Raw genomic sequence first — 25,549 nt, forward strand, 5'->3', positions numbered from 1 at the left:
ATAAAAAGAGGGGTTCTACTCAGGAAGCAGAATTAGGATGATGCACATTCTGCTAGCGATTTAGAAAGACGAGGGGAAACGTTATGAAAAAGAGAGCGGCGGCAGCAGCCGTCCTGGCTTCGCTGATCACATCTTCGATTGCCTTGAGCGGCGGGGATGCGTACGCGCAAGACGAGAATCAAGTGTACAAGAACGAGAACGGCGAGATCCACACGATTGTCGGCGATCTTCAGAAGCTGGCAGGTGCGACGCCCCAGGAGCGCGCATTCCGGGCGCTTGAGCAGGTGAAAGGCGACTACGGCATTCGCGATGTGTCCGAATTCGTCCCGGGCGAAGTTGTCCGGAACGGGGTTGTCACCTCTTCTTCGCCGAAATCCGCAAAGAGCTTCAGCGCGCAATCTCTCGGCGATGTGCACACCAAATTCGACCGTAAATTGGACGGCATTCCCGTCTATGGAGAGCAGCTGATCATGCATGAAAAAAACGGCCAGTTCACGGGCGTAACGGGTAAATACAAGGCGCTTAAGGAGACTGCTTCGGCTCCGGTAATCGGGCTCACAGAAGCGATTGAACGGGCCATCTCCTTCACGGGGTTCAGCGGTCAATTATCGGTCCCGGCAGCGGGAGAGCTGGTATACCTTCCGGTAGAAGACCAAGCCGTTCTAGCCTATAAAGTAACGGTCTGTTACTTGGACAGCGACTCGCCGGGCGATTGGATCCTATTCGTGAATGCGGTAGAGGGTGAAGTCATCCGAAGCCTCAACAAACTTGCCGGCGTGAAAAGCACGGCCGCAACCACCGCAGGGACCGGCTCGGGGGCTTCCGGGGCAGCCAAGCTGCACACGGTCAAGAAGGGCGCCGATTTCTACCTGGAGGACCGTTCCAAGGCGATGTATCTCAAGGGCGGCACCATCACTACGTACACCTTCAACTATGGGTCGATTTCCCAAACCTATGTAACGGACAAGGATAACGTATGGACGGACGAGGCGGCGGTAGACGCACACGTGAACGTCGGCAAAGTATACGATTATCTGCTTAAGGTGCTCGGGCGCGATTCCTACGATGGTCAAGGAACATCGATTGTATCTGGCGTCCATTATTCGAACGGCTACAATAATGCATTCTGGAGCGGCGCAATGCAGCAGATGGTCTATGGTGACGGAGACGGCGCAGAGATGTCCAGCCTGTCGTCGGGACTTGACGTTACGGCGCATGAGCTCTTCCACGCGGTGACCGAATACACGTCCGGACTGGAATATTACGGTCAATCCGGCGCGCTCAACGAGTCGTGGTCCGATGCATTCGGTGCGGCTGTCGACGGAGACGACTGGATGATCGGCGAAGATATCTGGACGCCTGGCGTTCCGGGCGACGCGCTTCGCTATATGGATGATCCGACAAAAGGGGACCCTCTATATGCGCAGCCGGGTCATATGGATGACTATGTGGACACGTATGAAGATAACGGCGGCGTTCATATCAATTCGGGCATCCCGAACAAGGCGTTCTACAAGTTTGCGACCAGCATCGGCTCTCGCGATGAGGCGATCAAGATATGGTATCTTGCAGCAACGGCTTACATGACGCCGACAACGGATTTTTCCGGCGCAAGAGAGGCGACGCTGCTAGCTTGCAAAGAACTGTACGACAAGAGCTCGTCGACTTACAAAGCATTGGAAGCAGCATGGACGAGCGTAGGCGTGAAATAGGGGGAGAAGAAGTTGAAAAAATGGAACAAGGCTGTCGCGCTATCAGCCATCATCACGACAATAACCGGCCCAATAGCGTTAGCAGCCGGACCATTGCCTGCCGCCTACGCGATTGAAGCGGGCTTCAAAGATCAGACGCTTGCGGCCGACTGGGCGCAGGATGCATTATTGCAGCTCAAGCAATCGGGGATTATGGAAGGCGATGACCAAGGGAATTTTCGTCCGGCGGACCGTCTTACGCGCGCGGAATTCGCCTCTGTTCTCGCGAAGCTGTTAGGGCTGCCTATCGTTGAAGGGGAAGTCTCTGCCTTCACGGATGTGCCGAAGAGCAGTTGGGCGCAAAAATATATCGCCCAGGTCAGTAAGCTTGGGCTGATGAACGGCAACGGTTCCAGCTTCCGGCCGCAAGATCCGATCAGCCGCGAAGAGGTGGCGGTGACGCTCGTGCGCGTGCTCGGCGTCGATGCCGAAGGCTACGGGAACAAGCTCGCCGTAACGGATGCGGACGATATAAGCAATTGGGCCAAGGATGCGGTGCAGTATCTCTTAGAAGCCGGGATCATGCAAGGCAATGGCACGGGTTTCGAGCCAAAACGCAGCGCAGCGCGCCAGGAAATTGCCGTTATCATCGCCAAGGCAATGCCATCGATCAATGTGATGGTCAACCAATCCATCAGCGAAGTGCGTGACGGCGGCATCGTCATCGGAGGTGCTGTTTATACGGTAGCGGAATCGCTGAAGGGCTTGTTCCTTGCCGCGAACGACGATGTATTGCGAGGTGCGGTTATCCGCTTTGAGAATACGGGCCGGACGATCACGAAGGTGACTCGTTTGGAGATTACCGCAAGCGGCAAAGCAGCGGCAGGCGGTGCATCCGAATTCAGCGGCAATTTGAGTCTGCAAGGCAACGGCGTTCAGATTGACGGCGATTTGGTGGTCGGCGGCGATTATATTTCGATTCATAACTTATCGGTAACAGGCAATTTCGAGCTTGCGAACAGCTTCGAGCATGATTTCTATGCGGAAGGTCTTCAAGTGGGCGGTATGACCGGCATTCATGGCGGAGACAGCAACACGGTCGTCTTCCAGGACGGCAAGCTGAACAAGGTGGACGTGAACAAGGCCGACGTCCATGTCGAGTTCAAAGGAAACGCTGCGGTCGCGGAGCTGAACATCCAATCGAACGCGTCGGTTACGGCGGACGGCGGAGTATCGCTGCCCAAGGTTTCCATTGCGGGAGAAGGTTTGAAAGTCGAGCTGAACGCGAACGTAGAACAACTCGATCTTGTCAGCACAGTCGGTCAAACGATAGCCGGAAGCTTGAATGCGAACTTGGTTAACCTCTCGGGTACGGGAGCCATTACTTTCTCTGGAACAGGAACCATTACGAAGCTTGCGGTAACGGGCAGCGGGACGACATTGACGCTCTCGCCAGAGATGACAATCGGCTCGTTGGCTTTGCCGGATAACGTGCAGCCGGGAGCGGTAATAACGAACTATGCTGACGTACAGCGGAACATCGGTTCCATTGGCGGCGGAACGCCGGTGATCGTCGGCGGCGGATCGTCCGTAGGCGGATCATCCGGTGGCGGTACCGTAGATTCGAACCATGCCCCGGAAGCCAAGTCACTGAATGAACAGGTGCATATCGACCAGATCGAAGGGGTCGCATACGCCGCGGATGAGCTGGCTACCGACGCCGACGGAGATACCGTAACACTGGTGCCGGACTCGGCCAAAGTAAGCGATGCCTCTCATGCCGAAGCGTGGATTGATGCCGGCAAACTGTGGATTAAGCCGCTAAAGGCCGGCGCGACGACCGTTACCGTGCAGGTGACCGACGGCGCCAAGAGAACGACAGTTTCGATTCCGGTGGACATTACGGATGACCCGAATTACTATTCGGTCACCGGCATTGGCGTCTATGGCGCACTATTAACGGAATATTCGGCAGGAACGGAAGCCGTCTTCAATCTTGCATATAAGGAAGGTACGCGGATCGTTGCGGCGCCGGAGGATGGCGATATCATCGTCAAGCTAGGTGAAGAGCTTTTGGTTCTAGATATGGACTATTCCATGGCAGATGGCCAACTTGTGGTCAGCATGGGTGTGCTGGATAAGCTACCGGTAGGGGTGACCTCGTTGTCAATTCGTATCGGCAATTACATCGGCACTGCCGAAGTAACCGTCTATGAGATGGATCCAATCCTCAAGATGGCAGTCGCTAGTCTGAATGCGGCTGCAGAAGAAGATGCTCGTGAAATTCTTGTCTCGGATGAACTGGGACTTCAGCTCACGCCTTTCAACTCGCTCCCGGCCAGCCAGCAGGAGTCGGCGATTAAGCTGCTGCTGGATTACAGAGCAACTGGGTATGTCAACAAAGCCGCAATTCAGGATAGCCTGGATCAGATTGTGTACGGACTCCAGATGGGAGGCACGGTCGAGGAAGCGGTGGCGGCTGTCAATAACGCTGCGTCCGTGCAGGAGATGCTGGATGCGATCAGTACGCCGCTTCTTCATCTGGATAACGAGGATTATTCGTCGTTGGAAGACTATGAGCTTGACATTGTAGCGCAATATCTAATCGATCATAAGAACGGCGGTTACGCTAATCGCGATGGCATACAAACGGCATTCAACGAAATCGTAAATCAAGTGATCGATGACTGGTATACCGTTTACTATGATTTGATGGCGCTAGAGATCGGATTTGCCGATGGGGACTCGGTGAACGGCGTAACTCAAGATCTGATCCTGCCTTCTGAAGGACCGCTGTATGGTTCCAGGATCGAATGGGCGTCCAGCCATCCGGATATTATTGCAGCGGACGGCAAAGTCGTTCGTCCGAACGAAGATACGTTGGTCACGCTGACGGTAACCGTTCTTTATGGGTATGAACACATTTCAGCGGGCGTCGAATTGCTCGTGAAGGCGGCCGGTGACAAGAATTAGTTGTAATCGAGTTCAGCATTAGTGAACGTATTAGGCAAAAAAGTAAAGGGGCGGCCAGCGGGCTGCTCCTTTACTTTTTTTTCCTGCCTATGAGCGTATCTTAGTTCATCAAAATGTTCCGTGCCGCCAGCGTCAGGTCGAGGAGGTCGATGACGTTGTCCTCGTTCAAGTCAGCGCTTGCCAGCCAACCCGGACTCGACGATGTCTCGCCATAGTGGGCGGCGATGATGCCAAGGTCGCCGATCGTGAAGCGTTCGTCCTCGTTCACGTCGCCTGGAACAGCCACGTTGACCGAGCTGCGGAAGACGCGGATAGCTTCTTGCAGCGCAGTAGTCGCTTGATCGATTTGCGTCTGCGTCGCATTCGTATCGGCCGCAATGGCGCTCGCCTCGTCGATCGCCGCTTGGAGCGCTTCACGCACGGCTTTCTTGTATTGGCCGGCCTTCGTGCCTTCGACGGCATTGTCGTGAAGCGTTTGCGCTTCGGCAATCAAGCTCTCAAGCGTTTGCTTCACGACCGCAGCGATGCGAACGTCATGTCTTGCGCCTGTGATCGATTGCTCCTGGCCGGTGCTTCCCGCGACGGTGACGCCGTTCACGGTAACGCTTGCGGCCGTGGATCCGGAAGCCGCCAATGCCTTGAACGTCAGCTTCACGAGCCCTCCGTTATCATCCGGCACCATACCGTGTTCAGGGTCGGTTGCGGCAAGCAGAATCCGCACGTTGCCCGGCGTATCCGTCTGCCCGGCGATTGCCGCCGTCTCGGTGGCAGGCTCTGCCTTCACCAACTCAAGCAGGGAAGGGTCATAGTTGATCGTGAAGTCCTGTGCATAGATACCGGCTTGATCGCCGCCCGCCTGACTGAGTCCATAGGTCAGATCGAACGTTTGGCCGGCAGCGGCCTCATTCGTGCCGCTCAGCTTGGCGGACGTCTTCTCGTCGACGATCATGATCCAGCTGATCTGCGGATCCGGAGAACCGGCCACGCGGCGTATCGTCACGTCGATGAGGCCGCCCGTCACATCGATATGTTCATAACCGAGCGAATCATAGGCATCGGTGAACACGTAGCCGCTCTTTTTGACCGCGCCATTAATGAGGATATTCGCTTTGCGGCTGCCATTGGTCGAGGAATACCATGGATCGTACAAGCCGACATAGACCGTGTAGCGGCCATTCGGCACGTCGAATTTGTACGTCAGGTCATCCCCGTTATTGGCCTTCAGATAGCGAAGCGCCGTGAACATGTTGCCGCCGGAGGTGCCCGCCGGGCTCGTTCCTGTTCCGACATAGCCCCATGTCTGGCCATTGGCAGGGTCGTAAGCCTGGTCAATGACCGACTTGTTCGCGAGCGAATGCTGCAAGTACGAATTCCACAGCTTGTAATCCTCCGTCTCCGCGCCGCCGGCATGGACGAGGTACAGGGCATTGTCCGGCAGCACCGTAAGCGAAGTCCGGACCTCCTTATTGCTCAGCTCCGGCAGACGGCCGACGACGATGACCGTTCCCGGCTGGGCAAAATCCGCTGCGTCCAGCGTCCACTCAATCGCGGTATTCCGCGCCTGACCGTTCGTATCCGTAACGTTCACGACAGAAGGAAGCTGCGGCAGCTGGCCGACGGACACTTTCTGCGGGAGGGAGGAGTTGACCGTCACTCGGCCCATCCGGTCCAAATCCGCGAGGCTCCACTCGTCATACCATCTCAGCGCGATCTCGTCCTGCTGGCCGAATTCGATCGGCAGCCAGATATAGCGGGAGTTCTTCAGGTCGCCCTCGTTCCAGCGGTCGCCCATGTAGATGAACTTGCCTTTCGCCGGATCGACCGGGATGACGTTCGTGCTCTGGGAATCAAAGGTTGTCGACGCTTTGTTGCCGATCGACGGATCGCGCATCGTCTTCCATTCGCCGAAGATGGAATCGGCTACCGTATACTGCGCCCGGTTCGGCGCCCAGCCCGTCGCTCCGGACGTGATGAGATAATATTTGCCGTCATACTTGAACATCGCCGGCGCTTCGCGCTGCGCGCCGGGGAAGACGCGGACGTAGTCGACGCCGTACTCGGCCTTGTAGGTCGTATCGCGCGTAGCCAGACCATCCTTATGCCAGCCGACGACGTCGGTGTACGAATCGTTCAGCTTCGAGATATAGATCGTCATGTTCTCTTCGCTGGAGTAGATGAGGTAGGCGGTGCCGTCATCATCCTTGAACAGGTTCATGTCCCGCGCCATGCCCGGCTGGTTCGGCTGTCCGTCATAGGTCGCGCCTGGCGGCACCCGGTCCATCCGGTTGCTGACGCCGTAGACGAACGGACCGGTCGGCGAATCGCTTAGCGCATAGCCGGCTTCCGCCTTCGCATAGTTAGCCGTGGACGTCTCGGACGGACCGTCCGTATGCAGCCACATGACGTATTTGCCCGTCTTGTCGTTATAGATGACTTTCGGACGCTCCATGATGCGCTGCGTGCCGATATCGTTGAAAATATCCGCCTTATCGGTCCGGTCGCCATACAGGGAGGAGATGAGCGGATCGGACGTGAACTGATCCATCGATTCGATGGCCGTCAGCGCCAGCCCTTCATCCTTCCAGTTGTACAAGTCCTTGGACGAATACACGCGTACGCCGCGGGCAGGCAGGTAGCCATTGGTCTTGTCTTCCCCGTACCAGTAATAGGTCCGGGTCGGCTCATCGTAGAGGATGCCGCCCCCATGGGCTTGGATCGGCGCGCCGTTCGTATCCGTCCAGACGGTCCCCGGCGTGAATGAGTCATACGTCGTCAATGGAGCGAGCGCGTCTTCTGCGGCAGACAGCTCCTGCATAACCGTCTTCATCTCCTCTTGCACGGTTGCCACGTCGACACCGTCTTCGGTGACGCGTTTTACCAACGCTTCGGCTTTGGCAATGGCGGTCCTGAGCTGGCCGACGGTATAGTTGGAGTAAGCGGGATCGTTAGCCTTCAGCTCTGCCGCGTCGATCCGGGCCTGCAGATCCGAGATCGGGATGACGACGTGCTTGCGGACGATAATGTAGCTGACGAGCGGATCGTTAAAATTCGTGAGCGCTGCGGTCGCAGGACCTTGAATGTCGACGTTCAGATCGCCGTCGGTCACTTCCTTGGCGGTGTAAGTGACTTCCTTCAGCGCGCCGTAGCTGCCGATTTCGTAATCGCCGCCGGAGACGTTGGTCCCTTCGACGAAGATATTGACGCTTCGTCCGCTCCACGGATTCTGGAAGCCAAGCGTAATGTCGTAGCGGTCCGTGGGCAGTTCGAACTTATACTGCAGCGCTTTGGTGCGAACTTGTGTCCCGTTATAGTAGCGAAGCGAGCCGTTCTTGGCTGCGGCATTCGAGACGCTCGTGCCTGTCGTGGTCGTCGTGTAGCCCCACTTCTTGCCGGTTACCGGGTCTGCCCCGTAAGGCTGCTCGGTCTTGCTGGCATAGAGGCCGAACTTGTCTCCGGCCTCGACGGTTGCGGGGGTAGAGTCACCGGCATTGACGAAATAGACGATATAGTCGTTGTTTTTTAACTCCTCATCAGTGAAACCGGTTTCACTAACGGCATCGGCATAGACGGCCGGCGTGAGAGCCGCGAAGGAGCCTGTCAGCAAGGATGAGGCCAGAAGCGTCGTAGTCAGCTTGTTTCGAATCAACACATTCCCTCCCTAATGAACGGCATGATTGTGATCCAATTTGTATCATCGTGTACATGGTTAAGGAACAACGATGCATTCTGCGCGACAGTAGATGCGATATTGGCGTAAATCGTGAAGGCTTGGGCTCAACAATCGCCCCCTCTCAAGATTGAATCCGCTTACATCGGTGTGCAGTTCGAATTATAAATAAAAAGCAGTCGGTTGAAAATAGAAAATTTTGTTCGGATCATAAAGATAAATGGCTTTGTTGATCCCATGCTTCTTGGAATTGCGAATATTCGCCCCGAAATCGTCATGAGGAAATAACACTTGCTCTATACATCTGTAAGTGCTTACACTAAAATAGGATTATATCAACCTTTTTCGATTGGGAGGTCTAATATCGATGTCCGTTTATAATGCAGCCTCAGATGTCGCGAATCCTGGCAAAGGACTGCGGCTTTGTGATATCCCTGTGCATGATCCTTTCGTTGTAGCGGATGCGCAGAGCGGCTTCTATTACTTATATACGAGCGGAGGCCCTCAGTTCAATGGCATGGAAAGCTGGGGCGTCATTGCGTACAAGAGCCGGGACTTAAGCGAGTGGGAAGGACCGTATGTCGTGTTCAAGATTCCGGAAGGCATTTGGGCTTTCCCGCAGCATGGTGTATGGGCGCCGGAGGTACATGCCTACAACGGCCGCTACTATCTGTTCGCAACGCTGCATAACCACAACCGGTCGCTGCCGGAGGCGAATGCGATTCCGCTGAAGAAACACTGGAGAGGCACGACGATCGCGGTCAGCGATTCCCTGGAAGGGCCGTTCGAGCTGCTGCGCACCGATGCGCCCGTCACGCCGTCTTCGCTGATGACGCTGGACGGCACGCTCCATGTCGACGAAGCGGGCAAGCCATGGATGGTCTATTGCCACGAATGGATCCAGGTGGTAGACGGAACGGTGGAGGCAGTCCCGTTATCGGACGACCTGTCCGAGACGATCGGGGAGCCGGTTCACTTGTTCCGGGCATCGGAAGCCGCCTGGGACAGCGCCGAACGCACGGATGGTTTCGACGGGGCCGTTTACATCAGCGATGGCTGCCAGTTATACCGCACGAAAGGCGACCGCCTCGTTATGCTGTGGTCGAGTTATGAGAAGGGCAAATACGTGCAGACGATCGCGCGCTCCGTCAGCGGCAAGCTCGAAGGGCCTTGGGAGCAGTTGGCCCCGCTTGTCAAAGAAGACAGCGGCCACGGGATGATGTTCCGTACGTTCGAAGGCGACTGGATGCTCATCTTGCATCGACCGTTCAAGATGCCGGATTCCCGCTGCAAAATTTACGAGATGGAAGAGACGGCGGACAGCTTCGAGGTTATAAGACCGCGTGAAGATTTGCACGGCGCATAGCCTGCGGGTGTACAAGATGTGTGCCAGATCAAGGACAACGACCGTTTAGCGTCTATCGCTAGCGGTCGTTTCTTTTTGACCCGTACATAAAAGTGTTGCGGGCGGAGGAAAATAAAGGGACGTATGTTAGAGCTGAACACCAATGTCGTTCATAGGAAGAGGTTCATCCATGTTGAATAAAGCGATCATGTGGGCATTCTGGCTTGTCCCGTTCGCCTCTCTGTTCTTCTTCAACTCGGTAACGCTGCGCCGCTATATGCCGGTCGCTTGGTTCGCGACGGTGCTCAATACGATCGTGTATCAGATGGCCTGGGCATATGGCTGGTGGAAATATAAAGAGACGCTGCTATCTTGGGACAAGGTCGCCCAAGTGCACACGGTATATGGCGCTTTCTTCGTCGGAACGCTGTGGATCTTCCGGTTGACCTTCCGCAAGTTCTGGCTGTATGCCGCGGTTAATCTAGGCGTGGATTTTGTTTATGCTTTCGGACTGAGGGCCTTGTGGAAGAGCCTTGGCATCACAAGCGGCGGGAAATTGCCGCCGATCGGCAGCGTGGCCATCATGACGGTGATGGCGCTCATGCTGTATGCGTATCAAATGTGGCAGGAAGGCGCTTTTACAGCTAAACGGTCGGAGCAAGGAGGCGGAACGGGGAAGGTTCGCGTGACTTGGATAAGCCGGTCCTTCGGCCGTCAGGTGAGGCAAGGGGCAAAGTGAGGGGTATATGATCATCCCGCGAACGGAACATGGGTTGCCTGAACATGGCAGCCTTTTTTGCGTTAGCAGTGAACAAAATCCACGTCTTAGGCGTCTAACCCTTGAAATGGAAGGGGGAAGATCCATGAATCGAATATCCGAATCTTTATGGAATCGTAAAAAATGGCTGGCAGTGACGCTCGCCGCTGGGATGCTGACGAGCAGCACGCCCACCTTGGCGACCGCTGCTTCAGGATCGGCTGCCAGTGAGCAGCTCATTCCGCTGCGAACCGCTGCGGAGCAGATCGGCGCGATCGTGCAATATGACGTTGCAGCGCGTACGGCTATCGTGCGATGGGCGGGCCACGAGCTCCGTTATACGCTTGGCAAGAGCGAAATGGTTGCGGACGGGAGAGAAATCCCATTAGCTTCGGCACTGGCTGCGAACGCCGAAGGCCGGATCGTCGTCCCGCTGCGCAGCTTCAACGAATCGCTCGGGATTACGACGGAGTGGAATATGAATGGTGGCTTGTTGCCGGACATCGAATCTTATGAAGCGCGAGGCGCCGCTTGGATCGAACTGCTCGAACGCGGCAATTGGCCCGCGGCGAGGGAGTCCTTCTCAGGCTTGCTGGCCGCGTCGCTGCCGCAGCAGCTGCTGGCTGCCTATTGGGCGCAGATAGCCTCGCAATACGGCAATTTAGTAGAGCTGAAGCAGACAACCGTTGAACGCAATCTCGTGCATACGACAGCCCAATTGGTCTATCTGACCGACCGCGGCGCCATGTTCACGATCGAGCTTCGTTATGATCAGCAAGGGGATCTGAACGACTTGTTTATCCCGCCGGTTGCAGAGACGTCGTATGAACCGCCAGCGTATGATCGGAAGGCGTCGTACACGGAAGAGCCGGTCGTAGTGGGTCAAGGGCAATTCGCTCTGCCGGGGAAGCTGACCGTTCCGGCGAACGGGAAGATCGCGGCCGTGGCCGTGCTCGTCCATGGCTCGGGACCCAATGATGCGGATGAGTCGATTGGCGGCGCCAAGATGTTCCGCGACTTGGCAGTCGGACTTGCAAGTAACGGCATCGCTACGCTTCGGTACGCCAAGCGTACCCGGGAGCATTCATTCCAATCGGTGACGCCTGATTTTACGGTGAATGAAGAAGTGATCGATGACGCTATCCTGGCAGGCGAACTGGTCCGTCAGGATAAACGTTTCCAAGGGCTGCCGATGGTGCTGGTCGGGCATAGCCAGGGCGGCATGCTCGTTCCGCGCATCCTTAACCAAGATACGCAGCGGCAATTCGATGCCGGCGTCATCATGGCCGGGCCTTCGAATCCGCTGGAGGACCTTATGCTGATGCAATACGAGGCCGCCGTGGAGCGGGCGCGGCAGCAAGGTGCGCCATTAGAGTTGATTGCGCAGCTGGAACAACAGGTTCAAGCTTGGGAGCAGACGGTTGCGATCATTAAGGATGAGCAATACACGGCCGAGAATTACCCTGCAACATTACCGCTTGCGAATGCGGCTTGGTGGCTGGATATGCGCAATTTCTATGGCGGGGAGATTGCCAAGAATCAGAATATTCCGCTGTTCATCGTGCAGGGAGACAATGATGTTCAGGTGCCGGCGTCGAGCCTGGACGGCTGGAGGGGAGCTTTGGCAGCCCGCACCAACGTGGAATACAAGCTATATCCGAAGCTGAACCATCTGTTCATTCCGTATGACCAACCTTCCACGGGAGCGGAATACATGCAACCGGGGAACGTTCCGCTCGAGGTTGTGACGGACTTGGCGGCATGGATGGGACGGCAATCGGCAAGGTAGCGCCGGGACATCTGCCGGGCATCTCGTCATGCAAAGGCTAGCCCGACGCAGGAATCCTTCCTCGCATGGAGAATATAGGGAACGAAGTAGCATGACATCTCCTCTTGGAAAGGGTTGGGATAGGATATGACGATCAAAACAGCCATCATCGGAACAGGGTGGTTCAGCAACGTGCATGCCGATCTGCTCTCTCGCATGGATGGCGTCTCCGTCGAAGCGTTCGTCGGCACTAGTCTTGACAAGGCAGAGCGTTCCGCCTCCGCTTATGCGTCGGCCCGGGCGTACGCGGACGTGGAGCAGATGCTGGATGCCGTTAAGCCGGATGCCGTTTATATTTGCGTGCCGCCATTCGCGCATGGGGACATCGAGCGTCAGTTGATTGAACGCCGTATCCCGTTCTTGGTGGAGAAGCCGCTCAGCACGAACCTGGAAGTGCCGCAGCAAATCGTGCAAGGCGTGAAAGACGCGGGGCTGATTACGTCAGTCGGCTACCATTTCCGCTATACGGATGCGGCTTTGAAAGCGGCCGAAGTGTTGGAGGGCCGCAAGATCGGCATGGCGCTAGGCTACTGGATGGGCGATATGCCGCAAGTGTACTGGTGGCGCAAGCAAGAGGGATCCGGCGGTCAGTTCATTGAGCAAACGACGCATATGGCGGATCTGCTGCGCAGGCTGCTCGGCGAAGTTGACGAGGTGTATGCGGCATTTGCCCAACGGGCGATGCACGATATCCATGAAGGCGTTACGGTTCATGATGTCGGCACGGTCACGATGAAGCTGAAGAGCGGCGCGGTCGCGACGATCTCCAACACCTGCCTGTTACCGGAAGGCGGTCAAGTCGGATTGACGATCTATACGGAGCAAGGGACGGTTGAAGTGAAACCGGATAAACTAGTCGTGGCGGACAAAGGGATCGTGACCGAATACCGCAATCGCGCGAACCCGTACCAGCGCGAGAACGAGGCGTTCATTCACGCTGTGCGCACCGGGGACACGAGTGGGATTTCCTCCAATTACGAGGATGCTTACAAGACGATGGAACTGACGTATGCTGCGCTGCGCTCGGCAGAGACCGGTATGCCGGTTAAGCTGGGATAGCGAAAAGTCGGATCAAGTCGATGAGAATGACGGATGGTTTGCCCTAGGCGAATCGTCCGTTTTTTTGTTGTAAGGAAATCGTAAGAATGGTTGTAAGCTCCTTTCGTTTGAGATGAAAGAAACCGAAGTCGCATTTGCGCAGGTATTGCATGTATGGGTCTATAGAGGGTTGAAGGCCGATTATATGACAAGTTTCTTTATGGAAAAGTGAAATGACTAGAACTATAGCGCTAATAAATGAGAAAAATAAGAAATTAATGTTATTTTCCGAGGTGCAAATGCGAGATTTATGTGATGTTTTGTCGTGTGAATAAATATATTTGATAAATTATTGTTAAGTAATATTACACGTGATACGATCTCCTCAGATAACTTGCTAGATTTACTCTTGCAAGCTAGATTGCCAGGCATAGTATTTTACATAATATTCCTGCAGCGATTGCCGGGCTCACCAACCAGTGAAAGGGTGCATGAGTCTGAGATCCACGCCATTCCTTACAAAAATGGTATCGATACCGCTAGCTGTCGCATTAACCGCCAGCATAGCCGTGCCGATCCCGACATCGGCTGCGACAGCGTCCAGCCTCACCGCGAAAGGCCTCTTAGAACTGCTTTCCTCGCAATCGCCAGGTTACGTCTCGCCAACCATTAACACCAAATCCGGCAAGCCGGTGCGCGTCATCTTGACGCTTAAGCAGGAGCCGGCAGCCGTATCGAAGTATGCCAGCAGGCTGGGCATTGCCTCCATGTCGGAAGCGGCCTCCAAGCGCGCTGTCGCATCGGAGCAGAATACGCTGATCAGCAAGGCGGAATCCACGGGAATCGATATGAAGGTCAATTATCGCTTCGATACCGTGCTCAACGGCATGGAAGTCACCGTGCCGGCTGATCAAATACCGAAGCTCGCCGCGCTGCCCGGCGTCGATTCCGTCTACGAAAATTTGACTTATTATAACTTGCCCGATCAAGAACCGCCTGCTGAAGGTTCGGAGGATCCTTACATCGATTATGAACCGCTCCAGCAGTTGGGCGTCGAAGCGGCGTGGGAAGCCGGTCTTACCGGCAAAGGACTCAAGGTCGGCGTTATCGACACGGGCGTGGATTACGCGCATCCGGATCTAAAGGACGCTTACGTCGGCGGTTATAACGCGCATACCCATTCGGATGACCCGTACGAAGAAATTCCGAATGCGGAGACCGGCAATGCCGGAACTTCGCACGGCACGCATGTCTCGGGTACGATCGTCGGACAAGCGAAGAACAGCGCATCCGACGTGCTGCAGCAGGGCATCGCTCCGGATGCGGAGCTGTATGCGTATAAGGTGCTGGCCTACAATGAGGAGACCGGACGGTCTTCCGGTTCTTCCGCGCAGGTCATCGACGGCATCGAACACGCGGTTGAGGACGGAATGGATGTGATCAACCTATCGTTAGGCGCCGACGGCGACAAGAGTCCGAACTCGCCGGATGCGATTGCGATCAACAATGCCGTGCTAGCTGGAGTTGTCGCGGTCGTGGCGAGCGGCAATGCCGCAGATACCGGACCTTATTATTACTCGATGGGCTCGCCGTCGACTTCGCAGCTGGCCATCGCCGTCGGTGCGGCAACGAGCTTGTCCAAGCGGTTCGAGGCAACGCTCACGACGGAGATCACGGAAGTGAAGCAGGCTGAACCGCCTGCCGAGGATGATGCTGCTGCAGTTGAAGTCGCGCCGGCAGTTAAAGCGGTTTCCGAAGCAGGAGAAGCGCCAGTAGCTGAGGCGGCGTCCGAAGCGGAGCAAGTGCCTGCAGCGGACGAATTAGCTGCCGCGGCAACAACTCCGGCCGAAGAAGCGCCGCCAAGTTCTGGCAGGGGAGCGGGGACCGTTGTTCCGGTTCCAGTGGCAAGCCCAATCAGTCTGATGGCTTGGAAAACAGGCCAAGAGGATTTTACCGGCCTGCTGGGAACGGACAAGCTTAGCGGCGTATACGTAGGGATTGGCGATACGGCCGATTATGAGGGCAAGGATGTCAAGGGGAAGGTTGCATTCATCTCCCGCGGCAGCTTGACCTTCGTGGACAAAATCGCGATTGCGAAGGCTCATGGCGCGATCGCTGCGGTCATCTTCAACGGCGTGAACAGCGGTACGGACGCCGATCTTAGCGAATCGATCCCGGGCCGCGACGACATCATCGGGCCGAATGGTTTCCTCGGCGACAGCTTGGAGTATATTCCGACCTTCGATATGGCAGGCGCGCAAGGGCGGGCTATAGCAAGACAGCTGGTTGCCGCTCCTGGAGCCGAGCTTAATTTTCAATTCGGCGGCGATTACGAAATGACGCAGGTAGCAGGCGACACCATGGCCAGCTTCAGCTCGCGCGGTCCGGACTCCGATGAGAATTTGAGCATCAAGCCGGATGTTGTCGCGCCTGGCGTCAATATTTTGTCGACCCTGCCTGCATACGGCAAGGATAATCCGGACATCTCTTATGCGGAAGCTTATGGCCGCAGCAGCGGAACGAGTATGGCGACTCCGCATATAGCCGGTCTTGCGCTGCTGCTTCAGCAACAGCATCCGGACTGGACGCCGTTCGATATTCGCGCAGCGCTTGCCAATACCTCGGACCCAATCTCGGATGAAGTAGGGACGCTGTATGATGTGTATTCGCAGGGCGCCGGCCGCGCGAATATCGCAAGCGCGATCAAGACTCCTGCGCTGCTGCAGACGGTGGAGAACATTACGATTCTCGATACGAACCTGAGGGAACGCGAGGTCGTTAATTATGGTTCGTCTGCAAGCTTCGGCTTGATGGAGGCCGGAAGCGGCGAGAAGTCGATCAAGCTTCAGCTGAAGAACTTCTCGGATAACGATCTGACGTACCAAGCCGCGGTCGTTATGCATGACACCGTAACGTCGGATCCGTATGAACCGGTCGAGACTCCCGATATCGACAATATTGACGTGAGCCTCAAAGGAACGTCGAGCGGGAAAATCAAAGTCGACGACGCGGATGACGGCAAGCCGGCCGTAGAGGAGTTCGAGCTGGTTCTACAGCCGCAAGAAGATGCCGGGAATGGCGTCTATGAGGGCGAGGTCGTGCTCACGAGCGCAGGATTGCCGGATCTGCATCTCCCGTTCGTCGTCCATGTCGGGACGGAGCGTCCGACCAATGGGTTCGGCGTACAGGATGTGTCCGCAGCGCCGGCCGTGTATACGCCTGACGGCGATGGCAAGAACGATACGACCGATATCGGCTATACGCTGACCGATCCGAACGTCGTATATACGGAACTGAATGCCTATGGGCTTGACGATGAGTATGTTGGCACGCTCGCGGTGAGGATGGAAGAGGACGAGAACGGCTATTTGAAGTTCTTGCCAACCGGCGCTCAATCATTCGAAGATGTGGGCAGCGCTTATCGCAAGCATGTAGGCGAGAGCGTAACGCAATTCGAGAAGGATGAGAATGGGCAGGATATCATCTACCATCTGACGCAGGGAACGTATCGCGTTGAGATTTTTGCGATCGCGCTGGATGATGAGGGGCTGCCGTACACGTATTCCGGATTAAGCCAGATTCGCGTTGAAGACGCCGCCCAGTATGAGGTCACCGAAGCGGTCACGAATTTCGAACCGCAGAAAGTGAATACGACATCGGTAGGCAAAACAGTGCTTACTTTGCCTGCGTCTGATACCGTGACCTACTCCGTTACCGGCAGCAGCAATGCGGAATACATCGCCGATAATGTACTGAAGAAGCTCCCGAAATCCGGATCAGACGACGTTACGGTAGAACTGACGGTCAAAGCGGTGAATAAAGCGAATCCGTCCTATTCAGCGACAACGACCGTTCCGGTCACCTTACAAGCGAAGCCGTCGAATTCAGGCGGCGGATACACGCCAATCACGCCGACACCGCCAACGCCGTCTACGCCGACGCCGTCTACGCCGACGCCTGAAGCAGACGATGCCTCGGCGCTTGCGTTAGTCGCGCAAGGTCAGCTGCAGAAGACGCTTGCCGCAGACGTGACGACCCAAGAGGGCGTTGCGGAAGCGACGGTGACAGATGCGGCGTGGAGCGAAGCGTTGGCTGCGGGTGGCACATCCCCTGTCGCGGTCATCGTTACCGCTGCTGCCGATCAAGGCCAAACGGTTCGCTTCACGCTGACGGCCGATCAGGTCGCGCAGTTCGTTAAGGCGCCGGCCGGCAGCACGATCGTGGTAACCGCAGGCGGCTCGTCGCTTGCGATCCCGGTGGAGCTAGTGCAAGGGCTGCCGGCTGGAACAGGCTTGACGGCAACGATCGCACCGAAAGCGGATCAGACGGCGGCTTTCGCGAGTGAAGCGGAAGGAACTACGATTATTGGCGAGCCGGTAGCCTTCGAGGTACAGGCGATCCAAGCTGACGGGGCGAAGCCGATTGCCGTACCGGCAGGACTCTTCGTGAAGCGTGCGTTCACGCTGCCCGGCACGATTCAGCCGAATTCGGCCGGCGTTCTCTATGAAGAGGGCGGCGCTGTCCAGCCTATCGCTTCGGTGTTCTTGCCGCAGAATAATGGAACGACAATCGTAACGGTAAGCCGCGCAGGGTTCTCGACTTACGCTGCCGTAACGCGCCTGGTCGCGTTCACCGATATTGCCGGCAGCTGGGCGGAGCCGCAGATCAAGGCGCTCGCGACGAAGCTGCTCATCAACGGGACGACCGAGACTACATTCTCGCCGAAACAAGCGTTAACTCGCGCGGAATTCGCTTCGCTGTTGACTCGCGCGCTTGGCCTGACGGCCACGGGTTCGGCTTCGTTCAGCGATGTATCGGCCAGCGACTGGTTCGCTAAGGACGCAGCCGCGGCCTATGAAGCCGGTCTCATTACCGGCATGCCGGACGGTACATTCCAGCCGGAAGCGCTTCTTACGCGCGATCAGCTAAGCGTTATTCTGGCCCGTGCGCTGAAACTGCTAGGCATTACCGCAGATACCGGCACGCCGTCGCGCCATGCTTACGGTGACGAAGGGCAATTCCCGGGTTATGCCAAGGAAAGCATCGAGGCGGTGACGGCCGCCGGCATCCTCCAGGGCGAATCGATTGACGGCAAATCCTACTTCAACGGCAATAGAGCGGCGACTCGCGATGTCGCGGCAACCGTGCTCTACAAGCTGCTGCAAAAAGCCAAACTGACGGATTAACCGTCTGAACGGCGGGAGAGAGTAACGATTGAGTAATAAAGGTATGAACGACAGCCCTGCCGGTATCCGGCAGGGCTTATTGGCGCTCGGCAAGGAAATGGTCTTCAACTTTCGAGTGAAGGCAGAAAGGCTATCAATATTTTCCACTCCAACTGTTCAATTTTCTCAGTGTGGCGGGAAATCGAAGTTGCCTACAATGATGATAACGCTTGCAAGAGAGGGGGAACCATACACATCACGGGAAGACAGCAGATGGCACCGATTTTCAACAAACAAGGAGGCAGATATTGATGTCAGGTTTAACGAGGCGCGTAAGGCAGACCGTCGCGCTGCTGCTTAGTTTTGCGCTCATGCTCTCGGTGGCGTATAACGTCCAGGTGAAGGATACGGAGGCCGCGGTGGCCAGCGATTTCAAGGCGGCCGTCATGGGGCCGCTCGCGCAGGTGACCGATTGGAACGCCTTCAAGGCGCAGCTGCAGACGCTGAAGAACAACAATGTCTATGCGATCACGCAGGATGTATGGTGGGGGCTGGTCGAAGCGGCCGGCGACAATCAATTCGATTGGAGCTACTACAAGCAGTATGCCAGCGTCGTGAAGGAGGTCGGACTCAAGTGGATCCCGATCATCTCCACGCACAAATGCGGCGACAACGTAGGCGACGCCTGCTACATCGAGATTCCTTCCTGGCTCTGGAACAAAGGAACGGCCGATGAGATGAAGCTGAAGAGCGAGACCGGCTACGTGAACAGCGAGGCCGTATCGCCGCTCTGGAGCGGGGTGGGGACGCAGTATTCGGAACTGTACAGCGCGTTTGCCGCTGCTTTCGCCGAGTACAAATCGATTATTCCGAAAATCTATCTCAGCGCGGGCCCTTCCGGCGAGCTCCGCTTCCCATCGTACTATGCGCCGGCCGGCTGGAGCTACCCGTCCCGCGGGAAATTCCAAGTCTATTCCGAGCATGCGAAACAGGCATTCCGCACGGCGATGAAGACCAAGTACGGCTCGCTCAGCGGCATTAACGCCGCCTGGGGCAGCAGCCTGACGAGCGAGAGCCAGATCAGCCCGCCGACGGACGGCGACGGTTTCTACACGGGCGGCGGCTATGCGTCGACGTACGGCAAAGATTTTCTCTCCTGGTACCAAAGCGTGCTGGAGAACCATCTGAGCGTAATCGGCCAGGCTGCGCATAACAGCTTCGACTCCGTATTCAATGTGCCGATCGGCGCAAAGGTCTCAGGCGTGCACTGGCAGATGACGAACCCGACGATGCCGCACAGCGCGGAGCACGCTGCCGGCTACTACGACTACAACCGGCTGATCCAGACGTTCAAGGACACGAACCTGGATCTCACCTTCACTTGCCTGGAGATGTACGATTCCGGCAGCGCGCCGAACTACAATATGCCGTCCTCGCTGGTCGATCAGATCTCGGCTATCGCCAATAGCAAGGGCGTGCGCCTGAACGGCGAGAATGCGCTGCCTGTCAGCGGCAGCGGCGGCTTCAGCAAGATCGAACAGAAGCTAACGCAGTACGGGTACACCGGTTTTACGCTGCTGCGCATCAATAATGTCGTGAACAGCGACGGTTCCGCAACCGGCGAGATGGCGAACTTCAAGAACTATGTGACCAAGTATTCGACGGCCGACAGCGGATCCGGAGGCGGAGGAACGAGCAATTCCGTCACGGTGTACTACAAGAAAGGCTTCGCGACGCCATACATGCACTACCGTCCTTTAGGCGGTTCGTGGACGACGGCTCCGGGCGTTGCCATGCCGAATTCCGATGTGAGCGGCTATGCTTCGCTTACCGTCAATATCGGATCGGCGACGCAGCTGGAAGTGGCGTTTAATAACGGCAGCGGCACGTGGGACAGCAACAACACGAGCAACTATGTCTTCGGCACGGGCATATCGACGTACACGCCGGGGACGAATGGTGCGGCAGGCACGATTACTGCCGGCAAGCCGGCCGTCGATACGGGAGGCGGCACAGGTACAGGGAGCAGTGCCGTTATTTACTACCAAAAAGGTTTCTCCACGCCTTATGCGCATTACCGCGTAGCTGGAGGAAGCTGGACGACGGTACCGGGTTTGCCGATGGCCGATTCGGATGTAAGCGGCTATGCATCCATTACGATCCAGCTCGGAAGCGCGGCGCAAGTGGAAGTGGCATTCAATAACGGCAGCGGCACATGGGACAGCAATAATGCGAGCAATTATTTCTTCGGCGCGGGAACATCGACGTACACGCCGGGAACGAACGGCGCAGCGGGCTCGATTACGGCAGGTAAGCCTTCTGGCAGCACGGGAACCGGCACCGATAACAGCGGTGGCGGCGTTACTCCGGTCGATCTCGGAGACTGGTCGTCGAAAAGCATCTATTTCATCATGACCGACCGGTTCGTCAACGGGGATACCAGCAACGACAACTACGGCGGCTTTAACAGCAACAAGTCGGATATGTCGAAGTGGCACGGCGGGGACTTTCAGGGCATTATCAATAACTTGGACTATATTAAAAACATGGGCTTCAACGCGATCTGGATCACGCCTGTACAGATGCAGCGCAGCGAGAATGCCTACCACGGCTATCATACGTACGACTTCTACGCGATCGACGGCCATCTCGGCACGATGGCCACATTCCAGGAACTTGTGAATACGGCGCACAACAAAGGGATCGCCGTTATGCTCGACGTCGTCCTGAACCACACGGGCGACTTCAACAACAGCGGTTATGCGAAGGCGCCGTTCAACAATGCCGATTGGTACCATCATAATGGCGACATTACGAGCGCGGATTACAATACGAATAATCAATGGAGGATCGAGAATGGCGATGTGGCCGGCCTCGATGACCTGAACCAAGAGAATACGGCCGTCATGACCGAGCTGAAGAACTGGATTGCATGGCTCAAGAACGAATCCGGAGTCGATGGCCTGCGCGTCGATACGGCGAAACATGTGCCGAAGTGGGCGCTCAAAGAATTCGATACGGCCGCGAATACGTTTACGATTGGCGAGGTATACAGCGGAGATGCAACCTATGTGGGCGATTACAGCAACTATTTGGATGCCGTGCTCGACTTCCCGATGTATTACACGATGAAAGACGTCTTCGCCAGCGACGGTTCGATGACGATGATCCACGATCGTTACGCGCAAGACAGCAAGTACCGCGACACGAAGTACAACGGTTTGTTCCTCGACAACCATGACCTGAAGCGCTTCTTGAACGTAGCGAGCGGCAATCCGAGCAATCGCAGCGACAAATGGCCGCAGCTGAAGGCGGCGCTCGGGTTCATGTTCACCTCGCGCGGCATTCCGATCCTGTACCAAGGAACCGAACTTGGCTATGCCGGCGGCGATGATCCGTCCAACCGCGAGGACATCGTGCCTAACGCGAACCATGAGCTGTACAAATATATTGCGAAGCTGAACGGCATCCGCAATAGTCACCCGGCGCTGCAGAACGGCACCCAAAAGGAAAAATGGTCGGATGCCAGCTTCTACAGCTTCCAGCGCTCGAAGGAAGGCGATGAAGTCGTGGTCATGATCAACAACTCCTGGAGCAGCCAGACGCGTTCGGTCGGCAATTTGGAGAATGTGCCGAACGGCACTCAACTGAAGAACCAAATGAGCTCGGACACGGCAACGGTGAGCAACGGGTCGATTACGGTCACGCTTGGACCGAAGGAAGTGAAGGTGTTTACGAAGTAAGTCGTTAGAAGGAAGGGCCATTCTACATCAGCGATGATGTTGGAATGGCCCTTTTGCGTTATGCGTTATGCGTGATGATCCAGAGATTAGTTGGCGATAGTTCACAATGATTCGACTTGGGAAAATTAAAAATGTAAGCGATACCACTTCCCATTTACAAGATTTTAATATATATTAACAAAATAATATATATATTACTTTAGTCGCATTATTCGTGCTTAATCTTCTAATTTCGATCTTTATCTACAACTTATCATCCGGGGGTATTTTATGTTTATGTTAATTAGAAGGTTGATTGAAAGGCTGAAAGGCCGCGCGGTTTCCGCTTCGGGATCGAAACGGGCGACGCTAGCGAATCATTCTCGCAAGCTATCGCTTCGGACCAAGCTGATCGCCACGTTTATTGTTATTTTGCTCGGACCGTCGATTGCCATCAGCCTATTGTCCTACCGCACGGCCAAGGACGAGGTTGCCGATCAGATGACGGGCGGGGCGCAGCAGAATGTGCAGCTGCTGAACTCCGTCATTACGCAATATACCTCGGCCGAGGTCGCGAATGTCGACTACTTGGCCTCGCTCATCACGGAAGAAACGTATACGGGACCGGATCAGACGCTGCAGCGCAAAATATTCGAGCCTTTCTACCGCTCGCATCCGATTCTGTCCAGCATCGAGTTCGGCAATGAAGACGGCTACTACCGGAATGTGCAAGGTACGCCTTGGGCGCTCGAGGAGGACCTTCGCACCCAGTCCTGGTACGTGGAAGCGAAGGATGCCACGCAAGCCATTGTGTCTCCGCCGTATGTCTCCGCGATTACGGGCGAGTTCGTCATCGGGATCGCCAAGGCCGTCGCGGACGGGAACGGCGTTATCCGCACCGAAGTGAAAATTAGCGATCTGATCAGCCTCGCGGATTCGTTGCACATCGGGAAGTCGGGATATGCCCTCATTGTCGACACTGAGCAGCGGATCGTGTTCGATCCTTCCCGACAGGCAGGGGAGCTTGCGGAAGGGGAATGGGTACGGCAGATGTTCGAACAGGAATCGGGCCAACTCGATTACAGCACGGACGGTGACGAACAGGTGCTTGCCTTCGCGACGAATCCGATTACCGGCTGGAAGATAAGCGGGACGATGTTCCGGTCGGAGATAGCGGAGGAAGCACGGCCGATTCTGAACCAGACGATGCTCGTGGTGGCTATAGCGCTCGTGATTGCGGCTGCGCTAATCTTCTTTATTTTACGCGGCATGTTCCGGTCGTTGCGGGTGATGATCAAGACGGCGGATACGATTGCGGGCGGGGAGTTGGCAGCGCGGATACCGATGTCCGGCGGCGATGAGCTGGGACTGCTAAGCGCTAGCTTCAACCGGATGGCCGATAACATCCATTACACGATCAGCAGCATGAACGAGGCTTCCATCTCCTTGGCGTCCTCTTCGCAAGAACTGAGCGCGAGCGCTGAGCAGGCGGCCAAGGCGACCGAGCATATCGCAGCCTCCGCGACAGGCATCTACGAAGGTGCGGACCAGCAGGAGAAGCTGCTGGGCGGCAGCCGCAGCGAGATTGAGGCAATAGCCGGACGCATGGGGCGCATCGGGGACTTCGTCGCCCAGCTGGAAGCGCTGACCGCCGAGGCGGAGGCGACATCCCGGACGGGCAGCGGCAACGTGCACGACGTCGTGGAGCAGATGGGCATCATCCATGATAATGCCCGGCAGCAATCCGGCATCATGGGCCAGCTGTTCAAGCAATCCGGCGAGATTGAACAAATCGTTAAAGTGATTCAGGAGATTGCCGCGCAGACCAATCTGCTTGCCTTGAATGCCAGCATCGAAGCTGCGCGCGCAGGAGAGCACGGGCGGGGATTCGCCGTTGTAGCTGCCGAGATCCGCAAGCTTGCCGAGCAGACGTCACGGTCGACGGGATCGATCAAGCAGATCATTGGCCAAATCCAATCGAGTACTTCCCACGCCGTATCCTCGGTAGACCGTACGATGGGCGAGATCGATAAAGGAATAGCGGTCGTCCGGCAGACGGACCGCCATTTCAGCGAAATTCTGCAGGCGATCGAGCCGCTCGCCGCGATGAGCGTAACGCTGCGGGATTATACCTCGGAGATTGCCGCGCAGACGGAGCGGATGCAGGCTTCGATCAGCAGCGTCATCCATATCGCCTCCGAGAATGCAAGCGGAACCGAGCTCGTCGCCGCTTCGGTGGAGGAGCAGCTGGCTTCGATGGAACAAATATCCGCTTCCGCTGCTTATCTATCCAAGACGAGCGAAGAGCTCGCGAAGCTCGTCGAGACCTTCAAGCTGTAAGGCTTAAGGCGCAATCAGATTCAAGCTGCCGTTGCCCTGGGCGCTGGCAGGGGCCCCGATGCTCTCGGTGCAGGAGACTAACAATTGGAACAGCTGCGGTTCGGTTAGCGCCGTTCCCGTCGTTGTCTCGAAGAGCTGGATCAGCAGAGCGGCGGCAGCGGATACGTGCGGCACAGCCATGCTGGTACCGGACATGTAAGCATATTGTCCGCGCGGATAGGTTGAGAGAATGCCGACGCCAGGTGCGATCAGATCCACCTGGCTATTCGTGTTGGAGAAGGCAGCTACCGTACCGCTGCTCATATCATAGGCTCCGACTTCCACAACCTCGGGATAAGCCCCGGGGTATTCAATCTCCGGTGTAAAGGCGTTGCCGTCTCCGCTGTTGCCGGAAGCGCATACGACAAGCACGCCGCAGTTGACGACGGCATTGACGATCGCGGCTTGCAGGTTAGGGTCGTTGCCGGGCCCGCCGAGGGACAGGGAGATGATGCGCACGCGCTCGCCGTGTGGGCCGCGCCAGCCGACAGCGCTGTTGATGGCGTTGACCAGATGGGCGGATTCGCCCTCGCCGCTGGCATTCAGCACTTTAATGACCAGCAGTTTCGCCTGCGGGGCAGCGCCTGCAACGCCGCTTCCATTCAATAACGCCGCGATGGTGCCGCACACATGCGTGCCGTGGCCGTGCAGATCCGTCAGATCGTTCGGCCCACCCTCAAGCGTATAGTTCCAACCGGCGATGATCTGCCCGGCCAAGTCGGGATGGAGGACATCGCAGCCCGTATCCAGCACAGCGATCACCTCGCCGCTGCCCTGATAGCCTTCGGTCCATATTTCCGGCGCATGGATATGGAAGACGCCCGGCGGGATTTCGCTGTAGGCAGCGGCATAGGTGTCGTATAGAGCGGTTAATTCATACGGAACCAATCGCATTCTCATTCACCGCATTCCTCCTTTAGTATTCTAACTCTGTTTCACTCTATGAAAATCGATGATGAAACTATTGGACAATCGCAAAAGTCG

12 protein-coding genes are annotated in these 25,549 nt (G+C 56.4%); 10 read left to right on the forward strand and 2 right to left on the reverse strand.

Annotated elements, in window-relative coordinates; translation table 11 throughout:
• Positions 1-83 precede the first annotated feature (83 nt).
• Together FHS18_RS04600 and FHS18_RS04605 are read left to right on the forward strand one after the other, a co-directional pair.
• The gene (locus FHS18_RS04600) at positions 84-1,712 is read left to right on the forward strand and encodes a M4 family metallopeptidase (protein WP_183597513.1); all 1,629 of its coding nucleotides are present in this window, start codon (positions 84-86) and stop codon (positions 1,710-1,712) included.
• Between the two features lie 12 nt (positions 1,713-1,724).
• Entirely contained in the window at positions 1,725-4,664 is a 2,940-nt protein-coding gene (locus tag FHS18_RS04605) for an S-layer homology domain-containing protein (protein WP_183597515.1), read from the forward strand.
• 100 nt (positions 4,665-4,764) lie between these two features.
• Here the strand turns inward: FHS18_RS04605 and FHS18_RS04610 are convergent, their stop codons facing one another.
• Positions 4,765-8,310, reverse strand: coding sequence for a cohesin domain-containing protein (locus FHS18_RS04610; RefSeq protein ID WP_183597517.1), 3,546 nt, complete (start codon positions 8,308-8,310; stop codon positions 4,765-4,767).
• Between the two features lie 388 nt (positions 8,311-8,698).
• Between FHS18_RS04610 and FHS18_RS04615 the strand changes: the two genes are divergently transcribed.
• The 8 genes from FHS18_RS04615 to FHS18_RS04650 all read left to right on the forward strand — a co-directional run bounded on the left by FHS18_RS04615 (position 8,699) and on the right by FHS18_RS04650 (position 24,526).
• Positions 8,699-9,697 (forward strand): glycoside hydrolase family 43 protein, encoded by a 999-nt coding sequence (locus tag FHS18_RS04615; protein WP_183597519.1) that lies wholly within the window; start codon positions 8,699-8,701, stop codon positions 9,695-9,697.
• Between the two features lie 169 nt (positions 9,698-9,866).
• Entirely contained in the window at positions 9,867-10,415 is a 549-nt protein-coding gene (locus tag FHS18_RS04620; protein WP_246427465.1) for a hypothetical protein, read from the forward strand.
• Positions 10,416-10,539: 124 nt separating this feature from the next.
• Positions 10,540-12,222, forward strand: coding sequence for an alpha/beta fold hydrolase (locus FHS18_RS04625; RefSeq protein WP_183597521.1), 1,683 nt, complete (start codon positions 10,540-10,542; stop codon positions 12,220-12,222).
• A gap of 126 nt (positions 12,223-12,348) precedes the next feature.
• Positions 12,349-13,320, forward strand: coding sequence for a Gfo/Idh/MocA family protein (locus FHS18_RS04630; RefSeq protein ID WP_183597523.1), 972 nt, complete (start codon positions 12,349-12,351; stop codon positions 13,318-13,320).
• A 470-nt stretch (positions 13,321-13,790) separates the two neighbouring features.
• On the forward strand, positions 13,791-18,485 hold the full coding sequence (locus FHS18_RS34855; protein WP_183597525.1) for a S8 family serine peptidase: 4,695 nt from the start codon (positions 13,791-13,793) through the stop codon (positions 18,483-18,485).
• A 28-nt stretch (positions 18,486-18,513) separates the two neighbouring features.
• A complete protein-coding gene (locus FHS18_RS04640; protein ID WP_183597527.1) occupies positions 18,514-18,825 on the forward strand; it encodes a hypothetical protein in 312 nt (103 codons plus the stop codon).
• On the forward strand, positions 18,776-22,207 hold the full coding sequence (locus FHS18_RS04645) for a family 14 glycosylhydrolase (protein ID WP_183597529.1): 3,432 nt from the start codon (positions 18,776-18,778) through the stop codon (positions 22,205-22,207). Before FHS18_RS04640 ends, FHS18_RS04645 begins: the two co-directional genes overlap by 50 nt.
• A gap of 270 nt (positions 22,208-22,477) precedes the next feature.
• A complete protein-coding gene (locus tag FHS18_RS04650) occupies positions 22,478-24,526 on the forward strand; it encodes a methyl-accepting chemotaxis protein (RefSeq protein WP_183597530.1) in 2,049 nt (682 codons plus the stop codon).
• A 3-nt stretch (positions 24,527-24,529) separates the two neighbouring features.
• Here the strand turns inward: FHS18_RS04650 and FHS18_RS04655 are convergent, their stop codons facing one another.
• Positions 24,530-25,465, reverse strand: coding sequence for a S8 family peptidase (locus tag FHS18_RS04655; RefSeq protein WP_183597531.1), 936 nt, complete (start codon positions 25,463-25,465; stop codon positions 24,530-24,532).
• Positions 25,466-25,549: the final 84 nt, after the last annotated feature.

Origin of the sequence: Paenibacillus phyllosphaerae (genome assembly GCF_014192105.1) — a bacterium.
Lineage (GTDB): Bacteria > Bacillota > Bacilli > Paenibacillales > Paenibacillaceae > Paenibacillus_Z > Paenibacillus_Z phyllosphaerae.

Coding starts and splice junctions, on each gene's coding strand:
- FHS18_RS04600 (WP_183597513.1), top strand. CDS start 84: ATGAAAAAGAGAGCGGCGGCAGCAGCCGTCCTGGCTTCGCTGATCACA.
- FHS18_RS04615 (WP_183597519.1), top strand. CDS start 8,699: ATGTCCGTTTATAATGCAGCCTCAGATGTCGCGAATCCTGGCAAAGGA.
- FHS18_RS04620 (WP_246427465.1), top strand. CDS start 9,867: ATGTTGAATAAAGCGATCATGTGGGCATTCTGGCTTGTCCCGTTCGCC.
- FHS18_RS04625 (WP_183597521.1), top strand. CDS start 10,540: ATGAATCGAATATCCGAATCTTTATGGAATCGTAAAAAATGGCTGGCA.
- FHS18_RS04630 (WP_183597523.1), top strand. CDS start 12,349: ATGACGATCAAAACAGCCATCATCGGAACAGGGTGGTTCAGCAACGTG.
- FHS18_RS34855 (WP_183597525.1), top strand. CDS start 13,791: ATGAGTCTGAGATCCACGCCATTCCTTACAAAAATGGTATCGATACCG.
- FHS18_RS04645 (WP_183597529.1), top strand. CDS start 18,776: ATGTCAGGTTTAACGAGGCGCGTAAGGCAGACCGTCGCGCTGCTGCTT.
- FHS18_RS04650 (WP_183597530.1), top strand. CDS start 22,478: ATGTTTATGTTAATTAGAAGGTTGATTGAAAGGCTGAAAGGCCGCGCG.
- FHS18_RS04655 (WP_183597531.1), bottom strand. CDS start 25,465: ATGAGAATGCGATTGGTTCCGTATGAATTAACCGCTCTATACGACACC.